This is a genomic window from Vreelandella sp. V005, from assembly GCF_052645115.1.
Window position 1 is genome coordinate 569,366 of sequence record NZ_JBQXYA010000002.1, and the last position, 17,593, is coordinate 586,958.

The 17,593-nt window shown below is 54.6% G+C and carries 18 protein-coding genes and 2 tRNA genes; 9 read left to right on the forward strand and 11 right to left on the reverse strand.

The features are described from left to right. Positions 1-71: 71 nt before the first annotated feature. The 9 genes from ACUN8H_RS07850 to ACUN8H_RS07890 form a co-directional block, all read right to left on the reverse strand. Positions 72-148 (reverse strand) — tRNA-Met (locus tag ACUN8H_RS07850). Positions 149-223: 75 nt separating this feature from the next. Further along, positions 224-1,315, reverse strand: coding sequence for a redox-regulated ATPase YchF (gene ychF / locus ACUN8H_RS07855; protein WP_445531591.1), 1,092 nt, complete (start codon positions 1,313-1,315; stop codon positions 224-226). Between the two features lie 83 nt (positions 1,316-1,398). Continuing rightward, positions 1,399-1,986 carry an aminoacyl-tRNA hydrolase gene (gene pth, locus ACUN8H_RS07860; RefSeq protein WP_445531592.1) on the reverse strand — a complete coding sequence of 196 codons (588 nt, stop codon included), beginning with the start codon at positions 1,984-1,986 and terminating at the stop codon, positions 1,399-1,401. Between the two features lie 156 nt (positions 1,987-2,142). Next, the gene (locus ACUN8H_RS07865) at positions 2,143-2,790 is read right to left on the reverse strand and encodes a 50S ribosomal protein L25/general stress protein Ctc (protein WP_445531593.1); all 648 of its coding nucleotides are present in this window, start codon (positions 2,788-2,790) and stop codon (positions 2,143-2,145) included. A 96-nt stretch (positions 2,791-2,886) separates the two neighbouring features. Then, on the reverse strand, positions 2,887-3,828 hold the full coding sequence (locus tag ACUN8H_RS07870; protein WP_009287569.1) for a ribose-phosphate pyrophosphokinase: 942 nt from the start codon (positions 3,826-3,828) through the stop codon (positions 2,887-2,889). Positions 3,829-3,885: 57 nt separating this feature from the next. Continuing rightward, positions 3,886-3,960, reverse strand: a tRNA-Gln gene (locus ACUN8H_RS07875). Between the two features lie 93 nt (positions 3,961-4,053). Further along, positions 4,054-4,908: a 4-(cytidine 5'-diphospho)-2-C-methyl-D-erythritol kinase gene (gene ispE / locus ACUN8H_RS07880; protein ID WP_445531594.1), complete on the reverse strand. Its 855-nt coding sequence runs from the start codon at positions 4,906-4,908 to the stop codon at positions 4,054-4,056. Between the two features lie 14 nt (positions 4,909-4,922). Next, the gene (gene lolB / locus ACUN8H_RS07885) at positions 4,923-5,570 is read right to left on the reverse strand and encodes a lipoprotein insertase outer membrane protein LolB (RefSeq protein ID WP_445531595.1); all 648 of its coding nucleotides are present in this window, start codon (positions 5,568-5,570) and stop codon (positions 4,923-4,925) included. Between the two features lie 69 nt (positions 5,571-5,639). After that, the gene (locus ACUN8H_RS07890; RefSeq protein ID WP_445531596.1) at positions 5,640-7,475 is read right to left on the reverse strand and encodes a tetratricopeptide repeat protein; all 1,836 of its coding nucleotides are present in this window, start codon (positions 7,473-7,475) and stop codon (positions 5,640-5,642) included. A 253-nt stretch (positions 7,476-7,728) separates the two neighbouring features. Here ACUN8H_RS07890 and hemA point away from each other — a divergent pair, with 253 nt between their 5' ends. The 5 genes from hemA to ACUN8H_RS07915 all read left to right on the forward strand — a co-directional run bounded on the left by hemA (position 7,729) and on the right by ACUN8H_RS07915 (position 12,456). Continuing rightward, positions 7,729-9,042: a glutamyl-tRNA reductase gene (gene hemA, locus ACUN8H_RS07895; RefSeq protein WP_445531597.1), complete on the forward strand. Its 1,314-nt coding sequence runs from the start codon at positions 7,729-7,731 to the stop codon at positions 9,040-9,042. Then, complete coding sequence (gene prfA, locus ACUN8H_RS07900) at positions 9,039-10,127, forward strand: peptide chain release factor 1 (RefSeq protein WP_445531598.1); 1,089 nt, start codon at positions 9,039-9,041, stop codon at positions 10,125-10,127. The genes hemA and prfA overlap by 4 nt, the downstream gene beginning before the upstream one ends. Continuing rightward, positions 10,127-10,987 (forward strand): peptide chain release factor N(5)-glutamine methyltransferase, encoded by an 861-nt coding sequence (gene prmC, locus ACUN8H_RS07905; RefSeq protein ID WP_445531599.1) that lies wholly within the window; start codon positions 10,127-10,129, stop codon positions 10,985-10,987. Before prfA ends, prmC begins: the two co-directional genes overlap by 1 nt. A 208-nt stretch (positions 10,988-11,195) precedes the next feature. After that, positions 11,196-11,696: an Lrp/AsnC ligand binding domain-containing protein gene (locus ACUN8H_RS07910; protein ID WP_290694738.1), complete on the forward strand. Its 501-nt coding sequence runs from the start codon at positions 11,196-11,198 to the stop codon at positions 11,694-11,696. Between the two features lie 4 nt (positions 11,697-11,700). Further along, positions 11,701-12,456, forward strand: a complete 756-nt coding sequence (locus ACUN8H_RS07915) for a HesA/MoeB/ThiF family protein (protein WP_445531600.1) — start codon at positions 11,701-11,703, stop codon at positions 12,454-12,456. A 21-nt stretch (positions 12,457-12,477) separates the two neighbouring features. On the opposite strand, the gene ACUN8H_RS07920 is transcribed toward ACUN8H_RS07915, so the two are convergent. Then, complete coding sequence (locus ACUN8H_RS07920; RefSeq protein ID WP_445531601.1) at positions 12,478-13,059, reverse strand: bactofilin family protein; 582 nt, start codon at positions 13,057-13,059, stop codon at positions 12,478-12,480. A 207-nt stretch (positions 13,060-13,266) separates the two neighbouring features. On the opposite strand from ACUN8H_RS07920, the gene ACUN8H_RS07925 reads away from it, so the two are divergent. Together ACUN8H_RS07925 and ACUN8H_RS07930 are read left to right on the forward strand one after the other, a co-directional pair. After that, positions 13,267-13,842, forward strand: a complete 576-nt coding sequence (locus ACUN8H_RS07925) for a bactofilin family protein (RefSeq protein ID WP_445531602.1) — start codon at positions 13,267-13,269, stop codon at positions 13,840-13,842. Between the two features lie 130 nt (positions 13,843-13,972). Next, on the forward strand, positions 13,973-15,652 hold the full coding sequence (locus tag ACUN8H_RS07930) for a methyl-accepting chemotaxis protein (RefSeq protein ID WP_445531603.1): 1,680 nt from the start codon (positions 13,973-13,975) through the stop codon (positions 15,650-15,652). A 72-nt stretch (positions 15,653-15,724) separates the two neighbouring features. Here the strand turns inward: ACUN8H_RS07930 and ACUN8H_RS07935 are convergent, their stop codons facing one another. After that, positions 15,725-16,492: a class I SAM-dependent methyltransferase gene (locus ACUN8H_RS07935; RefSeq protein WP_445531604.1), complete on the reverse strand. Its 768-nt coding sequence runs from the start codon at positions 16,490-16,492 to the stop codon at positions 15,725-15,727. Positions 16,493-16,726: 234 nt separating this feature from the next. On the opposite strand from ACUN8H_RS07935, the gene ACUN8H_RS07940 reads away from it, so the two are divergent. After that, positions 16,727-17,218 (forward strand): metallophosphoesterase family protein, encoded by a 492-nt coding sequence (locus ACUN8H_RS07940; protein WP_445531605.1) that lies wholly within the window; start codon positions 16,727-16,729, stop codon positions 17,216-17,218. A 153-nt stretch (positions 17,219-17,371) separates the two neighbouring features. Then, positions 17,372-17,539, forward strand: coding sequence for an endonuclease/exonuclease/phosphatase family protein (locus ACUN8H_RS07945; RefSeq protein WP_445531606.1), 168 nt, complete (start codon positions 17,372-17,374; stop codon positions 17,537-17,539). The last annotated feature ends 54 nt before the right edge of the window (positions 17,540-17,593 follow it).

A 17,593-nucleotide genomic window follows, 5' to 3' on the forward strand; every position in this document is an offset into this window, starting at 1 on the left:
CGTGTTGGTCTAGCCTAAATCGGGAAAAACAAAAAGCCCGCTAACAATGTTAGCGGGCTTTTTATAAGCTTTGGTGGCTACGCCCTGATTTGAACAGGGGACCCCATCATTATGAGTGATGTGCTCTAACCAGCTGAGCTACGTAGCCTTTCAACGGGGGCGAATGGTACTGACAAAACTGATTTTAGTCAATATTTTATTGCTCCCGTAGAGGAGCTACCGCTTACACATTGAAGCGGAAGTGCACCACGTCGCCATCTTTGACGATGTACTCTTTACCTTCCAGGCGCCATTTGCCTGCATCTTTGGCGCCTTGCTCGCCGCCGAGTGATACAAAATCGTCATAGGCGACGACTTCAGCACGAATAAAGCCTTTCTGAAAATCAGTGTGAATCACACCAGCGGCTTCTGGGGCCGTGGCACCCTCTTTCACTGTCCAGGCGCGAACTTCTTTAACACCGGCAGTGAAGTAGGTTTGTAGACCCAGCAGGGAGTAACCAGCGCGAATGACTCTATCAAGGCCTGGCTCTTCCATGCCCATCTCACTGAGGAACATGGAGCGCTCTTCATCGTCCAGCTCAGCGATTTCAGCTTCCAGCTGGTTGCATACGGGCACTACCAGTGCGCCTTCCTCGGCGGCGATTTCGTTCACGATATCCAGGTAGGGATTGTTCTCGAAACCGTCTTCATTGACGTTGGCAATGTACATGGTGGGCTTGAGGGTCAAAAAGCCAAAGCTCTTCACCTGACGCTGCTCTTCTTCGCTTAAGCCAAAGCTGCGCAGCGGTAAGCCTTCTGCTACGTGGGGTTGGATGCGGTCAAGGATCGCCTTGGTGGCAATGGCGTCTTTATCGCCGCCCTTCACCGAGCGAACCAGTCGTTGGCTGGCTTTTTCGACGGTATCCAGATCAGCCAGGGCCAGCTCTAAATTGATAGTTTCAATATCCGCGCGGGGGTCGACCTGATTGGCTACGTGAATGACATTGTCGTTATCGAAGCAGCGTACCACGTGGGCAATCGCCTGGGTTTCACGGATGTTGGCCAGGAATTTATTGCCCAGGCCTTCGCCTTTGGAAGCGCCTGCGACCAAGCCCGCGATGTCGACGAACTCCATGGTGGTCGGCAGCACTTTCTGCGGTTTGACGATCTCAGCGAGCTTGTCGAGGCGCGGGTCGGGCATCGGGACGATACCCACGTTCGGCTCTATGGTGCAGAAAGGGAAGTTTTCTGCATCGATGCCTGATTTGGTCAATGCATTGAATAGTGTGGACTTGCCGACGTTGGGCAGGCCGACGATGCCGCAATTGAAACCCATAAAATGTTCCTGAGAATAAGAGGGTGAGGCGTAAAAGTTATTGCCATTCTACGAGATGCGCTAGCTACCAGCCACCGGCTTGGTTAGTCTGGCCTTAGGCTGTGCAATTGATTCATGGCTTTGGCCCAGTCGCCTGCCAGTGCGAGTGGAAGGGTAGTGATGCATTCGTCCATCGCGCGAACGATAGCTTCCTGTTCAGCCTTGCCAGGGCGTCCCAGTACATAGTTGGTGACCTGGCGCGCCTCACCAGGGTGGCCAATGCCAATCCTCACCCGATGAAACTGTTTCTGATTGCCTAGCGCGCTGATGATATCGCGCAGGCCGTTGTGGCCGCCGTGACCGCCACCGGTTTTATAGCGTGCCAGCCCAGGCGGAAGATCTAGTTCGTCATGGGCGACCAGCAAATTTTCGGGTGCTAACTTGAAAAACTGACACAGGGCTGCCACCGAGGCGCCGCTGCGGTTCATAAAGGTAGCAGGATTGAGTAAGTGTAGTTCCTCATCCCCCAGGCGCACTTTGGCGTAATGGCCAAGAAACTTCTTTTCGGGGCGCAGTTCTGCATGAGCACTTCGCGCAATAGCGTCTACCAGCCAGAAGCCTGCATTATGCCGCGTGGCGTCATATTCTGCGCCGGGGTTGCCCAATCCAATAATGGCCATTACCTGGCTCATCTTCCCACCTCCTAGCCACTTTAAAGGAGAATTCTCAGCATGGTGCCAGCGGCAGCCCTAAAAAAAATCAAGCGCCGAGGCGCTTGATTCTAACATCATGTCCGCATTACGGGGCCATGCAGGCATGGCCCCGATGGGATGCTTCATGCTGCGTACTTACTCGGCGCTAGCGCCTTCTTCACCTTCGTCTTCGCCTTCACCATCTTCATCTTCTTCGGTACGAACTTTCACTTTGGTGATGCTCAGTACCGCATTGTCGTGCTCTTCGCCGTGGGACAGGTCAACAGAAGTGACGCCGGCCGGCAGGGTAAGGTCAGACAGGTGCAGCGTAGTGCCAAGCTCAACAGCAGCGATGTCGACTTCAATGAAGTCAGGCAGGTCTTTCGGCAAGCAGCTGATCGCAACTTCGTTGGCCAGTACGTGCAGTTCACCGCCTTGGTCTTTAATACCTACACACTTCTCTTCGCCCGTCACGTGCAGCGGCACGTTCATGGTGATTTCGTGGGTAGCATCAACGCGCAGGAAGTCAGCGTGGGTTAGCAGCGGCTTGAAAGGGTGACGCTGCAGGTCACGAACAACCACTTGCTCTTCTTTACCGTCGATCATCAGCTTGATGACTGAGGAGAAGAAAGATTCGTCTTCAATCGCCTTGTAGAAAGCGGTTTTTTCTACAGAGATGGACTGCGCGCCTTTTTCACCACCGTATACAACGGCAGGTACTTGCTGGTTCGCACGACGCAGGCGGCGGCTCGCACCTTTCCCCAGGTCGTTACGAACGCTGGCTTTCAGGATAAAATCAGACATGGAATTGCCTCTTAGTTTAAGTAAGGAAGACGCCGCCGACCGCGACCAGACGACGACGTTTCCGTGGCCCCAAAAGGGGGCTATATCGTCAGGCGATTAGTGGAACATCGCACTGACAGATTCTTCGTTGCTGACCCGACGAATCGCTTCAGCGATTAGGCCCGCAACGCTCAACTGGCGAATTTTGCCGCTCCGACGTGCAACGTCAGAGAGCGGGATGGTGTCGGTCACCACCACTTCATCCAGTACGGAGTTGGTAATGTTATCAACCGCTGGGCCTGACAGGATCGGGTGCGTTGCGTAAGCCACAACGCGCTTTGCGCCGTGATCCTTGAGCGCTTCACCGGCTTTACACAGCGTGCCTGCGGTGTCGATCATATCGTCGACCACGACACAGGTGCGGCCTTCAATCTCACCAATGATGTGCATCACCTGGGCTTGATTCGCCTGAGGGCGACGCTTATCAATAATGGCGAGATCGGCATTCAGCTGTTTGGCGATGGCACGTGCGCGAACAACGCCGCCTACGTCGGGAGAAACCACGACAAGGTCGCTGTAATTCTGACGCTCGATATCATCCAGCAAAATCGGTGAGCCATAGACGTTGTCGACCGGCACATCAAAGAAGCCTTGAATCTGATCCGCATGGAGATCCATGGTCATCACGCGGTCAACGCCTGCCTTGACCATCATGTCGGCCACTACTTTGGCGGAAATAGGTACGCGCGCCGAGCGTACGCGGCGATCCTGACGTGCATAGCCAAAGTAAGGCAGCACAGCGGTAATGCGAGTTGCCGAGGCACGACGCAGTGCGTCGACCATCAGAATCAACTCCATCAGATTGTCGTTGGTCGGTGCACAGGTGGACTGCAGGATGAAGACATCCTTGCCGCGCACGTTCTCATTGATCTCGACTGCGATTTCGCCGTCGCTGAATTGACCTACCGTAGCGTTACCCATACGGCTGTCTAAGCTCTCGGCAATTTTTTGAGCGAGTGCGGGATTAGCATTCCCGGCGAAAACCATCAATTTTGACACGCGCAACCACCTTTGCAGTGTTGGGGATCGGGGGAAAAACGCAGGCCATTGTTGGGTTGGCTGGGGTACCAGGATTCGAACCTGGGAATGCCGATACCAAAAACCGGTGCCTTACCACTTGGCGATACCCCAGCAATAACCTAACGCGCTGACCGGGCGCTTTTAGCTGCCCAGAGCGGGACTATAAACTGCCCAGAGCGGGCCTATAAAAAGCCCAGATCGCGACTATAAATAGCCCAGAGCATCATATAGGGGAGAGGTGTTGAGTCCGCGCGCTACCCATGTCGACCAACGTGGGCTCGCTAATTGCGCGATTGCCTGTGCCGTTTGCTGCGACTCAAAGGCAGCGAACACGCAAGCGCCCGTACCGGTCAACCGACTAGGTGCGTGCTGTGCAAGCCAGTCAAGGGCTTCCGCAATGGGCGGATAGCGTTCTTTTACGACAGCTTCACAGTCATTGCGCCACTCCGGCGCTCCCCCCTGCAGTGCGCGCGCCATAGTAATGGGGCGGCTGTCACGTGTCAATTGCGGGTCTTGAAAGATACCGGGCGTCGACACGCTAATGCCGGGGTGAATAATGACGAACCAGGGGGTATCAAGCGTCACCAATGACAGCTGTTCCCCGATCCCTTCCGCCCACGCGCTATGGCCGTGTACGAAAACGGGTACGTCGGCCCCAAGCTGTAACCCCAAACGTGCCAGTTCCTCTAGCGACAGATTCAACTGCCAGAGATGATTCAACCCCACCAGCGTCGTCGCCGCGTTGGAACTGCCGCCCCCTAAGCCGCCACCCATGGGCAACTGCTTGTTAATAGACAGGGTGGCTCCCAGCAACGTGCCGCTGTGGCGCTGCAGTAACCTGGCTGCACGTACGATTAGATTGTCATCGTGATGCACGCCGCTGACCGCTTGGGTGAGCTCAATGTCGCCATCGTCGCGAGCCGCCAGGGTCAGGTGATCATTCAGGTCGATAAACTGAAAGAGCGTCTGCAGCGAGTGGTAGCCGTCTTCCCGGCGGCCCACGATGTGTAGCATGCGGTTAAGCTTGGCGGGGGCCGGTAATGTCAGCTGCGCGTTCATTAAAACGATTACCCTTACTCGTCGCTGGCTTGCCACTGATTGACCACGAGCGTAATGCGTACATCGTCGTAGTTCATGATTAACCGGCGCGGCAGCCACATGCCTTCAAACTGTTCCCAGTCACGATAATCGATCTCCCAGCCGTCTTGTGCCAAGTGGCTGGGGAAGCCGAGTTCATCGGTTTCCAGTTCGTAGCTTGCGTTTTCGCCGGGCAGCCCACGCACCCAGTTGGGCATGGCAGTGACGGGTAACGACCAGCCCAACTGTTCTTCCATAAGCGCTTCTGGGGTTTCTGCCTCAAAGCGACCGTCGCTATTAGAGAGTGAGAAGCGACCTTCACGACCCTCAAGCACATTGCGCCCACCACCAAACGGTCCACTGATCAGCATGCGGAAATAGTATGGGGTCTGATTCCAGTCTAGATTGGCGCTGACGTTCTCTTGGGGGGTGCGCAGCCCTGCTTTGCCGACGAGTGTCCAAGTATCGAATGCTACTACGTCAGCCTGTTGACGCTCCCACTGACCCGCTTGTCGGCCGCTTTCATCTACTGGGCCCTGTGAGGCACACCCTGCCAGGAACAAGAGGGCAAGGCCCAATACCCACAAGCGCGTAAAGGCAGGGAGAGAAGGTGAGCGTAGCGGAAAGGACATCAGTGTCGGCATAAACGGGCTCCATGTTGGGAAATGACGGCGCAAGCGTAACATGATGGGGCGCCGTCGGGTGACGTAGCGTTAGGGTGTCACTGGCGGTGTTAGTTCAGGATAGCGCTCAAGCAAGTTGTCGATCTGAGGATGCAAGTTGGTGCGCTGCATAATCTGCTGGATCAGGCGGCGTGCCTCTTCTTCACGTCCTAGCGCCTGCAATACCTCGGCTAAATGGGCGGCGACCTCTTGGTCGGGTAGTTGGGTATAAGCGCTTTCAAGCCAGAGAAGCGCTTCTTCGGGCTGGCCCAAGCGGAAGTACACCCAGCCCATGCTATCGAGCACGGCGGGGTTGTCAGGGTCGGCTTCGTAGGCGCGTTCGATGAGTTCAAATGCCTCTTGTAGGCGCCCAGGCAGGTTAAGGTCTGCCAGCGTGTAACCTAGCGCATTGAGAGCTTCGGCATTGTTTGGGTCGGTGCGCAACACTTGTCGTAAATCCTGCTCCATACCCTCGATATCACCTGCTTCCCAACGACGCATGGCGCGCATATAAAGCAGGGCGGCATCATCGGGTGTGCGGTTGATTTCGCGATCCAATAATGCGTTCGCGTCGGCGGGCTGGTTCATCTCATCCAGTAACTGGACTTCGAGCATCACCAGTTCAGTGAAATAGTTGTCAAAGCGCATCCGCTCAATGCGCAGAAAGGCGCGGGCATCCAGTAGGCGGTCTTGTTCCACCAGCATTTGCGCTGCGGCCGCGCGAGCAGGCAAAAATTCATCGCCTTCGCTCACTTGGCGGTAATAGAGTAGCGCGTTGTCGGTCTCGCCCTGAGCTTGGGTAATCGTTCCGAGCAGGAAGTAGGCTAGATTCGGTACCTCCGGCTGCCCGATCAAAGGCTGCAACAGCCGCTTAGCAGGTTCAGGGTGTCCCTCTTCCAGATACAGCTGGGCCAGTGATAAACGCAGATCCTGGTTGCCGCCATGACTTTCCAGCAACGCGTTGGTTTGCACTTCAGCCGCACTAATATTGTTAAGGCGGATTTCTGCTTGGGCTAGTAGCAAGATAAAGCGCGCATCGTCAGGGGCGAGTTGCAGGCCTTGCTGAGCCGCCTTCCGAGCAGCCGAGTAGTCTTCCATCTCTAGCGCAAGACGTGCCCTTACCAGCCACAATGTTGCTAATTCAGGGTCGAGCAGCGCGACTTGATCAAGACGCCGCTGGGCTACGGTGGTGTCGCCAAGGGCCGCTTCAATCAAGGCTGTACCCAGCAATACATCGCTATGGTGTGCTAACTGATCGGCGTTGGGTTGCGCTAGGTGGTCGCGCAGTTGCTGAGCAATGAGGGTAAGAGGCGCGCCTTCTTCGGCCACGGCAATTTCTGCAAAGGCGGTTATATCACCATGGCCGCCAGCGTTGGCAATATCCAGACGCTGTTCGAGGCTGTCGAGCCAGTCACCGCGCTGTAATGAAAAAGCCGCCAGCAGACGATTGGGGGCTTCTGCTTGTGGAGCCAGTTCACGCCAACGTAGCGCAGACGCTTCTACTAAAGCGGCTTCATTGCCAAAGCGGGCAGCGAACGTGGCGCGCTCGGCAAGCGCTGGCTCGCGGTAGCGTTGCGCCGCTTCAAGATAACCTTGGCTGGCAAGGCGATAATTGCCGCGCTGGCCGGCCAGCTCAGCCCCCAGTAAGGTGCTAAGGCCGGCAGCATCAAGCCCCCGCGTGATAGGGGGTGCTTCATGCATGGGGTCATCGGCCCAGGTGCCCAAGGGGCCATCCTGCTGGCTCGATGTCGATTGGCAGCCGCCGAGAAATAATGCGGCCACCACTGGCAGTAGCGCTAAGCGCGGTCCAGACGTATTGGAAAGTGCAAAGCCCAGCAATGAAGAGCCCAAAATAGTAGGGCCTGAAAAGGTAGAACGAGGTCGCATGCGTCTCTCGATTAAGTGGCCGAATGCTCAGCATAGCGGCTTGCCTGCCTGCGGCAAAGTGGTGTGGGCCAGATGATAGCCTGCTGTGATAGAATGTTCCTCCTTGAAAAAGTGGTCAGCCATCTTTATGCCTGTTGTTAGGCAGTGCCTGAACCACGCCAAAGACTTGTTTTAGCAAGCCCTAATTGACGGTGCGGCCGCTTAAGACCGGCGGTCGGCGAAAGTCCGACACACTAGCGAAGACGCATAACGCATGACGCTTCTTGCCCTGGGAATAAATCATCGTACCGCCAGCGTGGCCGTGCGTGAGCAGGTGGCTTTTTCGCCAGCGCAGCTTGATACCGCGTTGGCTGAGCTGCGCAGCCTGCCACAAATACATGAAGCGGCGGTGCTATCTACTTGCAACCGCACGGAGCTTTACTGTGTCACGGATGCGGCTGGCGAGCAGGCGGTACTCAATTGGCTCGGACGCTTTCATAACTTGCGCGTCGATGAGCTGACCCGCTGTGCCTATCACTATTTAGACAACGATGCGGCGCGTCACTTGATGCGTGTCGCGGTGGGTCTTGATTCCATGGTGCTGGGCGAACCTCAGATTTTGGGGCAACTGAAAGATGCCTATCAACAGGCGCGTGACTCGAAAGGATTGGGTGGCGAACTTGAACGCCTGTTTCAACACACCTTTGCCGTAGCCAAGCAGGTGCGTACCGAAACCGGTATTGGCAAAAACCCTGTCTCGGTGGCCTATGCCGCGGTCAGTATGGCTAGTCGCATTTTCGATGATTTCAGCCGCTCACGCGCACTGCTCATTGGTGCTGGCGAAACCATTGAGCTGGTCGCCCGGCACTTAAATGAAGCCGGTGTTCGCCAACTAACCGTGGCCAACCGGACGCGCGAACGTGCCGAGCTCGTGGCCGGGCCGTTAGGGGGAACGGCCATCACCTTGCAAGAGATCCCCGACGCCCTTGAGCACGCCGATATCGTGATCTCTTCGACTGCGGCACCGCTGCCTATACTCGGCAAAGGCATGGTGGAGCGGGCGCTAAAAAAACGTCGCCACCGGCCGGTGTTTATGGTGGATATCGCCGTGCCCCGGGACATCGAGCCCGAAGTGGGCGAGTTGGCCGATGTGTTTCTCTACACCGTAGACGATTTAGAAGAGGTGATTCAAGAGAACCGTCGCCATCGTCAAGTCGCCGCTGATCAAGCGGAGTCGCTAATAGAGCACGGGGTGGGCAGTTGGCAGCATGAGCGGCGCATTCGCAACGGTGGTGAATTGATACGCGACTATCGCCAGCACGGTGAAGCACTGCGTGATCTTTCTAAAGACCAGGCTCTTGAGCGGTTAGCACGCGGTGAAGACCCTGCTAAAGTCATCGAACGTCTAGCGCATCAACTGACCAACCGCTTGCTGCACCAGCCTACCCAGGCGATACGCGATGCGGCGTCCGAAGAACATCATGAGCTGTTGAATGCCGCGCCGCGCCTGCTGTTACCCGCTAAACCAGCCTTTGAAACCACGCCTGCGCCCCCGGCTAACCGCCAGAAGGATGATACGCCCGCATGAAAGAGACTTTGCGCCAACGCCTAGACAGCTTTACAGAACGCTTTGAAGAGCTGGCGATGCTGCTATCTGATCCTGAAGTGATCAATAACCAACAACGCTTTCGCGATTACTCGCGAGAATATGCTGAGCTCGAGGAACTGGTGGCCGCTTGGCAGCGCTATCGTGACATCGAAACCAATATGGATGAGGCCGAGGTGCTTAGCCGCGACAGCGACGCGGACATGCGCGAGCTGGCGGAAATGGAGCTGAGCGAGGGGCGTGAGCGGCTAGCCGAGTTGGATACCGAGCTCAAACGTTTGTTGGTGCCGAAAGACCCTGATGATGGGCGGGGGGTGTTTTTAGAAGTACGCGCCGGTACCGGCGGCGACGAGGCGGCTATTTTTGCGGGTGATCTGTTTCGCATGTATTCACGCTATGCGGAAAAGCGCGGGTGGCGGGTGGAAGTCGTCAGCGCTAACCATGGCGAGCAGGGCGGTTACAAAGAAATTATTTCCAGGGTAAAAGGCGATGGTGTTTACGCTCAGTTAAAATTCGAATCGGGCGCGCATCGAGTGCAGCGCGTACCTGCCACTGAATCTCAAGGCCGCATTCACACCTCCGCTTGCACCGTTGCCGTCATGCCTGAAGTAGACGACGTTGGTGATATCGACATCAATCCGGCCGATCTGCGCGTGGATACCTATCGTTCCAGTGGTGCTGGCGGCCAGCACGTTAACACCACGGATTCCGCCATCCGCATTACCCACTTGCCGACCGGCGTTGTGGTGGAGTGCCAGGAAGAGCGCAGCCAGCACAAAAACCGTGCAAAAGCGATGTCGCTGTTGGCAGCCAAGCTCAAACGCAATGCGGTAGATTCCCAGCGCCAGGAGCAGGCGGACGCCCGCCGCTCGCTGGTGGGCTCGGGGGACCGCAGCGAACGCATCCGCACTTATAACTTTCCCCAAGGCCGGATTACCGACCATCGCATCAATTTGACCCTTTATAAACTGAGTGAAGTGGTCAGCGGTGAGCAGTTGGATGACGTGATAAACCCACTGATTCATGAGTATCAAGCGGAACAGCTCTCAGCGCTTCAGGATGCCTAATGTCGCTTGATGTGCTTCTGAAACAGGCTGCCAAGCGGCTTCAGGCGGCGGGGTCTGCCTCGCCGCGAGTCGATGCTGAGGTCCTGATGTGCCATGTGCTCGAGCGGGATCGTACCTGGCTTTATACCTGGGGCGATAAAATGTGCTCCGCCCAGGAGCAAGCACGCTTTGATGCACTCATCGACGCTCGTGCAGAGGGCAAGCCGGTCGCATACCTGACGGGCGAGCGCGAGTTCTGGGGGTTGCGCCTAGCGACCTCGTCCACGACGCTTATTCCCCGGCCCGATACTGAAACCCTGGTCGAGATTGCACTGAGCCGAGTAACGCGTATTTCAGGCCGCCTGCTTGACCTAGGTACTGGTACTGGCGCCATTGCATTGGCGTTTGCCAGCGAGCAGCCGGGATGGCAAGTCGTGGGCGTTGATGTGCGTCAAGAGGCGGTGGAGCTGGCAACCCGTAATGCATACGCCTTAGGGATTGCCAACGCCCGTTTTTTGCACAGTGATTGGTTTGGCACGCTGCCAAGCGATGGTAATGCTGAAACGTTTTTCAATATTATTGTCAGTAATCCCCCCTATATCGCTGCCGATGACCCCCATCTTGATGAAGGGGATGTGCGCTTTGAGCCCCGCTCAGCACTCGTTGCCAAGGCCGATGGCATGGCTGATTTATTGCATCTGGTAGCCACCGCTCGGCGCTATTTGGCGGCATCTGGCTGGCTCCTGCTGGAGCACGGGTATACCCAAGCCGCAAAGGTGCGCCTTGCACTCACCAGCGCTGGCTATCAAAACGTTGAAAGTGTGCGTGACCTGGGAGGGCATGAACGGGTTACTCTAGGGCGCCTAATAACAGCCACTTAAGCGCATTGAGTTCAAGCAACCGCGCTCACTTCCATGAGCGTTGCGAATTCCCCAGCGCTGACTCAAGGGGTTAATTTAATAATTAACGGGTTGATTAGAATTTGTATATAAATGATCGGCTCACTCAGCGTCATTATAGTACAACCTTTAGCGAGGGGCTCGCATGAAGGACTTCGGTATTAAGGACTTTGGCATCAAGGACTCTGGCATGAAACCTAAAAATAGAACGCTGGACCGTATCGATCTTAAAATCCTGCACTGCTTGCAGGAGAACGCGCGTATTTCTTATGTGGATCTTGCCTCTGAAGTTGGGTTATCCACAACCCCTTGCCTCGAACGCGTTAAGCGCTTAGAGAAAGCGGGCATTATTCGTGGATATCAAGCCATTCTCGATCCTCGCGCATTGAAAGCTAATTTATTAGTCTTTGTCGAAATCAGTTTAGAAACACAATCACCTGCGGTATTCGATGAGTTTCGCCGTGCTGTCGAGAAACTTCCCCAGATTCAAGAGTGTCATTTAGTATCAGGTCAGTTTGACTACATTCTGAAGTGCCGTATTCCCGAAATGGCGGCGTATCGCCAATTATTGGGTGATGTGGTGTTAACGCTCCCTGGGGTGAAAGAGTCCAAGAGTTACGTGGTAATGGAAGAAGTAAAAGAGAGCTTTAATTTGCATATCCCTGCTTTCGAGGAATTTGAGGATAAATGAGCCGATGATGGATGATCAGGCGCTGCTGCGCTATAGCCGCCAAATCATGCTGCCCGAGGTCGATATCGACGGCCAAGAGCGCATGCTATCTGCTCATGCCGTCATCATTGGTGCGGGCGGCTTAGGCTCGCCTGCGGCGCTCTATTTAGCCGCCGCTGGGGTAGGACGGATCACCATCGCCGATGCCGATCACGTTGAGCTTTCTAATCTTCAGCGTCAAATAGCGCATCAGCAGGCAAGCATTGGTTTGAACAAAGCCCACTCGGCCCAGGCCAGTATGCAAGCGCTTAATCCGCACTGCGAAGTTGTGGCGTTAGACCAATATGCAGAAGGTGAAGCGCTGGGGCAATTGATAGCGTCTGCGCAGGTGGTGCTGGATTGCACCGACCGTTTCTCAAGCCGCTATGCGGTCAATGAGGCGTCGCAAAAAGCCGGTGTGCCCCTTATTTCCGGTGCGGCCATTCGCTTTTCAGGCCAGCTGGCAGTGTTTGATCCGCGCGACGAGTCTTGCCCTTGCTATGCTTGTCTTTACCCGCCTGACGAGCGTGGCGAAGAAGCGCTAAGCTGTTCAGAGAGTGGCGTGATGGCGCCCTTAGTAGGCTTGATCGGCTGTTTTCAAGCGGTTGAGGCCTTCAAGCTGCTTAGCGGTGCAGGCACACCCCACCAAGGGTTATCCACTTTTGATGGGTTAAGCGGCCAATGGCGACACTTTCAAGTTCCCCGAGACCCTGCCTGTGCAGTTTGTGCTCATCGTCGTTAAGCATGGGACAGCGCTTTCCGCTCACACTTCGGTTTCATCCTGCTTAATAGCTTGAGCGGTGGTGGTACGTTGTTCTTTGGTTGCTTTTTGAGCCGTGGCGCCTGAAGAACTACTTAGCATCGATGGCGTTGTTGAGCTGCCTGAAGCGTCGTTAAAAGCACTTTTGAGTATCTCGTTATCCGGGTTCATATCGATACTGCCATGGAAAACACTGCCATCTTCCAGTATCAAGCAAGGGGCGACAATGGTACCTGAGACATGGGCGCCTTTGTGGATCGTCGCGCGGTGTAGTACCACGAGATTGCCGGTGACTTCTCCTGATACGTGCAGCGTATGGGCAAAAACATCGCCTTTAATATAACCCTTTGCACCCAGTGTCACCGTGTGCTGCTTGCAGGTGATAATGCCGCTAACACGCCCCTCTACTGTCAAGTCCTCATCGCTATTAATGTCCCCTTCCACTTGCGTATTGCTACCAATGACAGACAGGCTTGAACGCGCATGGTTGGCTGTCGAGCCCTGGGCCGAAGAGGAGGTAGCTTCAGGCGTGATGAGCGCGGCTGCTTTATTTTCAGGTGGGGCATTCTTCGCTTTCGTAAACATGGGTGGCTCCTGATGAATGACGACAAGGTCTCTTTTGGCAGCGTGTTAACAGCTAAAAAGTTCTGATCAAGCACTTTAATCTGCTTATTCAAACAACAAAGCTTGGAGTTAAGCCGAGTGAGAGGGCTTATTCGGGCTGCCGCCGCTTCATGAGAGAGCGTATAACGTTAACTGGGGTAACCACATCTGAAGCGACAGGGCACCAGTATGGGCATTCAAGCATGGTTTATTATTTTTGGTGTTGGCGCAATGATGCTGATTGTATGGGACGGCAAGCGCCGTAAACGTCAACAGACTACCTCGGGTGCCCCTGACCGCTCGCCATCGTTATCAATCGTAAGTGCTTCGCCCATGCCTAGCGAGCCACTTGGAGGAAATACACCCCTCACATCGGTGGCGACAACTAGAGCGTTCCCAGTGGTTGAGCGCAGCGATGTCGGGACGAGCATCGGTGCAGCCACGCATATTTCAGGCAAAGTCATTGCAGATGAGCCGGTATTCATTAAAGGTCGCATAACGGGAACCGTCATTGCGCCTAATCACACTGTTTCAGTGACGGCGACCGGCCACGTCACCACTTACATGGAAGGGCATTGTGTCGATATTGATGGACATTTGGTAGGCACGCTTAAAGCGAATAACCGCGCCATCGTGCGAACGCGGGCACGCATTCAGGGGGTGATCGAAGCGCCTCGGCTAGCCTGTATGCCAGGCGCGTGGCTGCAAGTGGACGTCGCCCACCAAGCCAAGTGTCATCGACCAAAGGTGGCTCTGGTCTCGTAAAGAGTGTCACCGCTGCTGTTTCACTTAATGTGTTATACAAAGGTCTAAAGTTGCCCCAAATCGTTTTAGTTGGCTAATACCTGGCCGATACCTAATGCCATGACTTATAAATGAAAAAGGGAACAACGGGATGAAGCACCTTTCGATTAAGTGGAGCCTGACGGCCGCGTTAGCATTGCTGGTGCTGATGATTGGGTTGATTAGTGGGCTAGGGTTTTATGCAAATCAAAACAGCGCTCAAGCACTGGAAGAACTAACAGCGACCAACGTCAGACTTACCAACTTAGCCAACCGGACACAAGTACACGCATTGAGAGCGCAAACCTTTCTGGATCGTTCGGCGAGTTTTAGTACGCAAGGGAATCCAGAAAAAGGGCAGGAGAGCCTTGCCATGGCGGCCGAGGCCGTGGCGGCTGCAGAGGAGCGCTTTACTGAGTTTCGGGCGGTGCCCATTGATCCTGAAGGCACGCTGGCCCCTCACCGTGATGCCATTATCAGCGCATACGATGCATTTATAACCCAAGGCATATCCCCGTTGCTAGAGGCCGCCCCCTTTCAAATACAGCGTCGTCAAGAAGAATTGGGGGCTTTAAGTGCTGAGCTCGATGCGGCAATGAGCGGATTTATTGCTTATACCGAAGAGCGTGGCGCCAGTGTGCTTCAACATGTCAATCAATTAGCGTCTGTTATTGGTGTTATTGCCCTTACCCTACTCGGCATTTCATTGCTGGCCGCCGTGGCGATCCGTTGGGCCATGATGCGCAGTGTGGTAAGACCGCTTCGCGATGCCAGTGACCATTTTGCTCGGATCGCCGATGGTGATTTAACCGGCCACATTGAAGATCGTGGCCGGAATGAAATAGGCCAACTTTTCAGTGGCTTGGCGGCGATGCAAGAGAAGCTCAAACAGCTGGTGATTGCCTTGCGAGGCAGCAGTGAGCATGTGTTCAATGGTGCTGGCGATATTTCGACAGGAAGCCAGGATCTCTCTTCGCGTACCGAACAGCAGGCGTCAGCACTTCAGCAAACGGCTTCTAGTATGGAAGAGATGGCGACGACCGTGAGTAAGAACGCTGAAACGGCTCAAGAGGCGGATCAACTTTCCGTCGCGGCATCGAAATCTGCGGAGTCAGGTGGCGAAGAAGTTGAGCGGACTGTGCAGCTAATGCGCGAGATTGCCGCCAGTGCCAATCAAGTAAACGACATTATCGGTGTGATTGATTCTATTGCCTTTCAAACCAATATCTTAGCGCTTAATGCCTCGGTTGAAGCAGCACGTGCCGGTGAACAAGGGCGTGGCTTTGCCGTCGTGGCTAGCGAGGTACGCTCATTAGCGACCCGCAGTGCTGATTCCGCCAAAGAGATACGCAGCTTGATAGAACAAACCACCACAAAGATCAACGGTGGCGCCGAACAGGCGGAGCGAAGTGGGCAGACCATTCATCAGACGGTAGACGCCATTCACCAAGTCACCACCTTGATGGGTGAAATTTCGACCGCAACGCGAGAGCAGAATAGTGGTATTGAACAGATCAACGCGGCGCTTACTGAAATGGACTCGGTGACGCAGCAAAATGCTGCTCTGGTTCAACAAACCAGCAGTTCTGCCAGCGCCTTGGAAGGGCAGGCCCGTCAATTAGCCGAGTTGATGGCGACTTTCCGAATTGATGAAAGTGCCACCAGCAATGCGGCGTTAACGCACACACCTGACACCCAAGCGCAAAACGTTAGCAGCCATATGGAACCCGCACCACGCCTACCAGCGGCGCAACGTAAAAAGGCCTCGATTGACGAGTGGGACGAATTCTAAGCCATCATTAATTAAAAGCCGCCGATGGTAAGGTTCACTATCGGCGGCTTTTTGTTTAGCGGCTTGTTAGGTTTATGCGCGGGCCGAAACGCGCAGGCGAACATAATCGGCTGTCCAGTTACCTTGCTCATCCTTTAGGCTGTGGCCTAAGAGCGTTAAGGTATTTTCCACCACTGCTTCGCGTATATCTTCATCAAGCCCATGTAAAAACGGGCTGGCAAAGGTTTCAAGCCATCCAATCATGCCGGTAGGCAGAGGCGTAGGGCGTGGAATTAGCTCAATGCTCTCTACCTTGAACCCTACCGTTTCCAGCATACGACCGTACTCTTGCGGTGTAGGGAAGTACCAGGGATGTCGCCCGCGGGCGCTAATGCCTCGAAATTGCAGGGCGGCAATGAGGGCGGTACAAATGGCGGCTACATTGCCATGACCACCAAACTCGGCCACAAACCGACCCCCTGGTTTCAAAGCCCGTTTCACGCCTGCCAAGACAGCCTGAGGGTCAAGCATCCAGTGCAGCGCCGCATTGCTAAAAACAGCATCAAACTCATGATCGAAAGGCAGCTGGTGACCATCGATAGCACGGGCCGTAATGCCACGCTGGCGGGCTGCCTCCACCATCTCCTCTGACGCATCGACGCCCAGCACATTAGCGCCTAATTGCACTAAGCGCTCAGTTAATGCGCCATCACCGCAGCCGAGATCCAAAATACGTTCGCCGGGTTGGGGGGCTAATAGCTTGACGACTTCACTACCTAATTTAGGCACAAAGTTCGCATTCTGGGCATAGCCGCTGGCGTTCCACTCTTGCCCGGGTGCATTTTGAGAGGTATTAGACATGTCAGCTTCCTGGCGTCGTTATTATTCCATCAAAGGATGATAGTCACATCGGTATAACCATCAGAGTATAGCTGGCTAATGGCTAACTTATTAGATTGGTAACGAAATTCTAATGCAATTATGAGGCGTTATTTTCAGTTATTTAAATCTATCCCCTGTTTGAGTAATGTTACGTAGCTTTCTATCAATAAAAGCTACCATGCAGTTACTATCGCAGAGTGAGTAAACGTATTAATGGACGCATCAATACCGCACTATACCGTTACTTCCCCCGTAGGAATAATTGCCGACACCCATGGCTTATTGCGTGATGAAGCGCTGGTCTTACTGCAGGGATGCGAGTTAATGCTGCACTTGGGAGACGTGGGCAGCAAAGAAGAGGATAAAGCGATTTTGCAGCGCCTTGAAACCATGGCTCCCGTTCACTGCGTGCGAGGTAACATTGATACGGCTGCTTGGGCGGAGAGTTTGCCGATGCATCAAGATATCGTCGTAAATGGTCGCCGTTTGCATCTTGTGCACCGTTTAGAAGACGCCGCTCCCACAACCCATTGCGAGGCCGTTCTTCACGGCCATTCCCATAAACCCCGCAACGAACAACGAGAAGGGACGCTGCTTTTCAATCCAGGCGCAGCGGGCAAACGTCGATTTAAGCTGCCTATTACGCTCGGCAAACTATGGCTTGATCAACGTGGCCTACGCGGTGCGATCATGCATTTGCTGTAGGGTGTTTTCGTAGAATGTTTTGCCGTTCTGAAGACAAATTCTGCCGTTAGCATAAAGCCAAGATGCGGCAAGTAAGAGGCAAGATCAAGGCTCTCCTGCTACGCTTTTCCGTGATGCAATGTCACGGAAAGGAAGGGAGTTCAGGTGAGTGTCATGGAACAGACGACCACCCCAAGACCACGTCATAGCAAGCCTGTTAATTCGTTACAGGTCATGACGCTTAATGTGCATAAAGGCTTTAATGTCTTTAATCGGCGCCATATCCTGCCCGAGCTGCGTGATGCGATAACGACCCACTCCGCTGACCTGGTCTTTCTATAAGAGGTCATAGGCGAGCACCGACAGCATGCCGTTCGCATTCAAGACTGGCCGAGC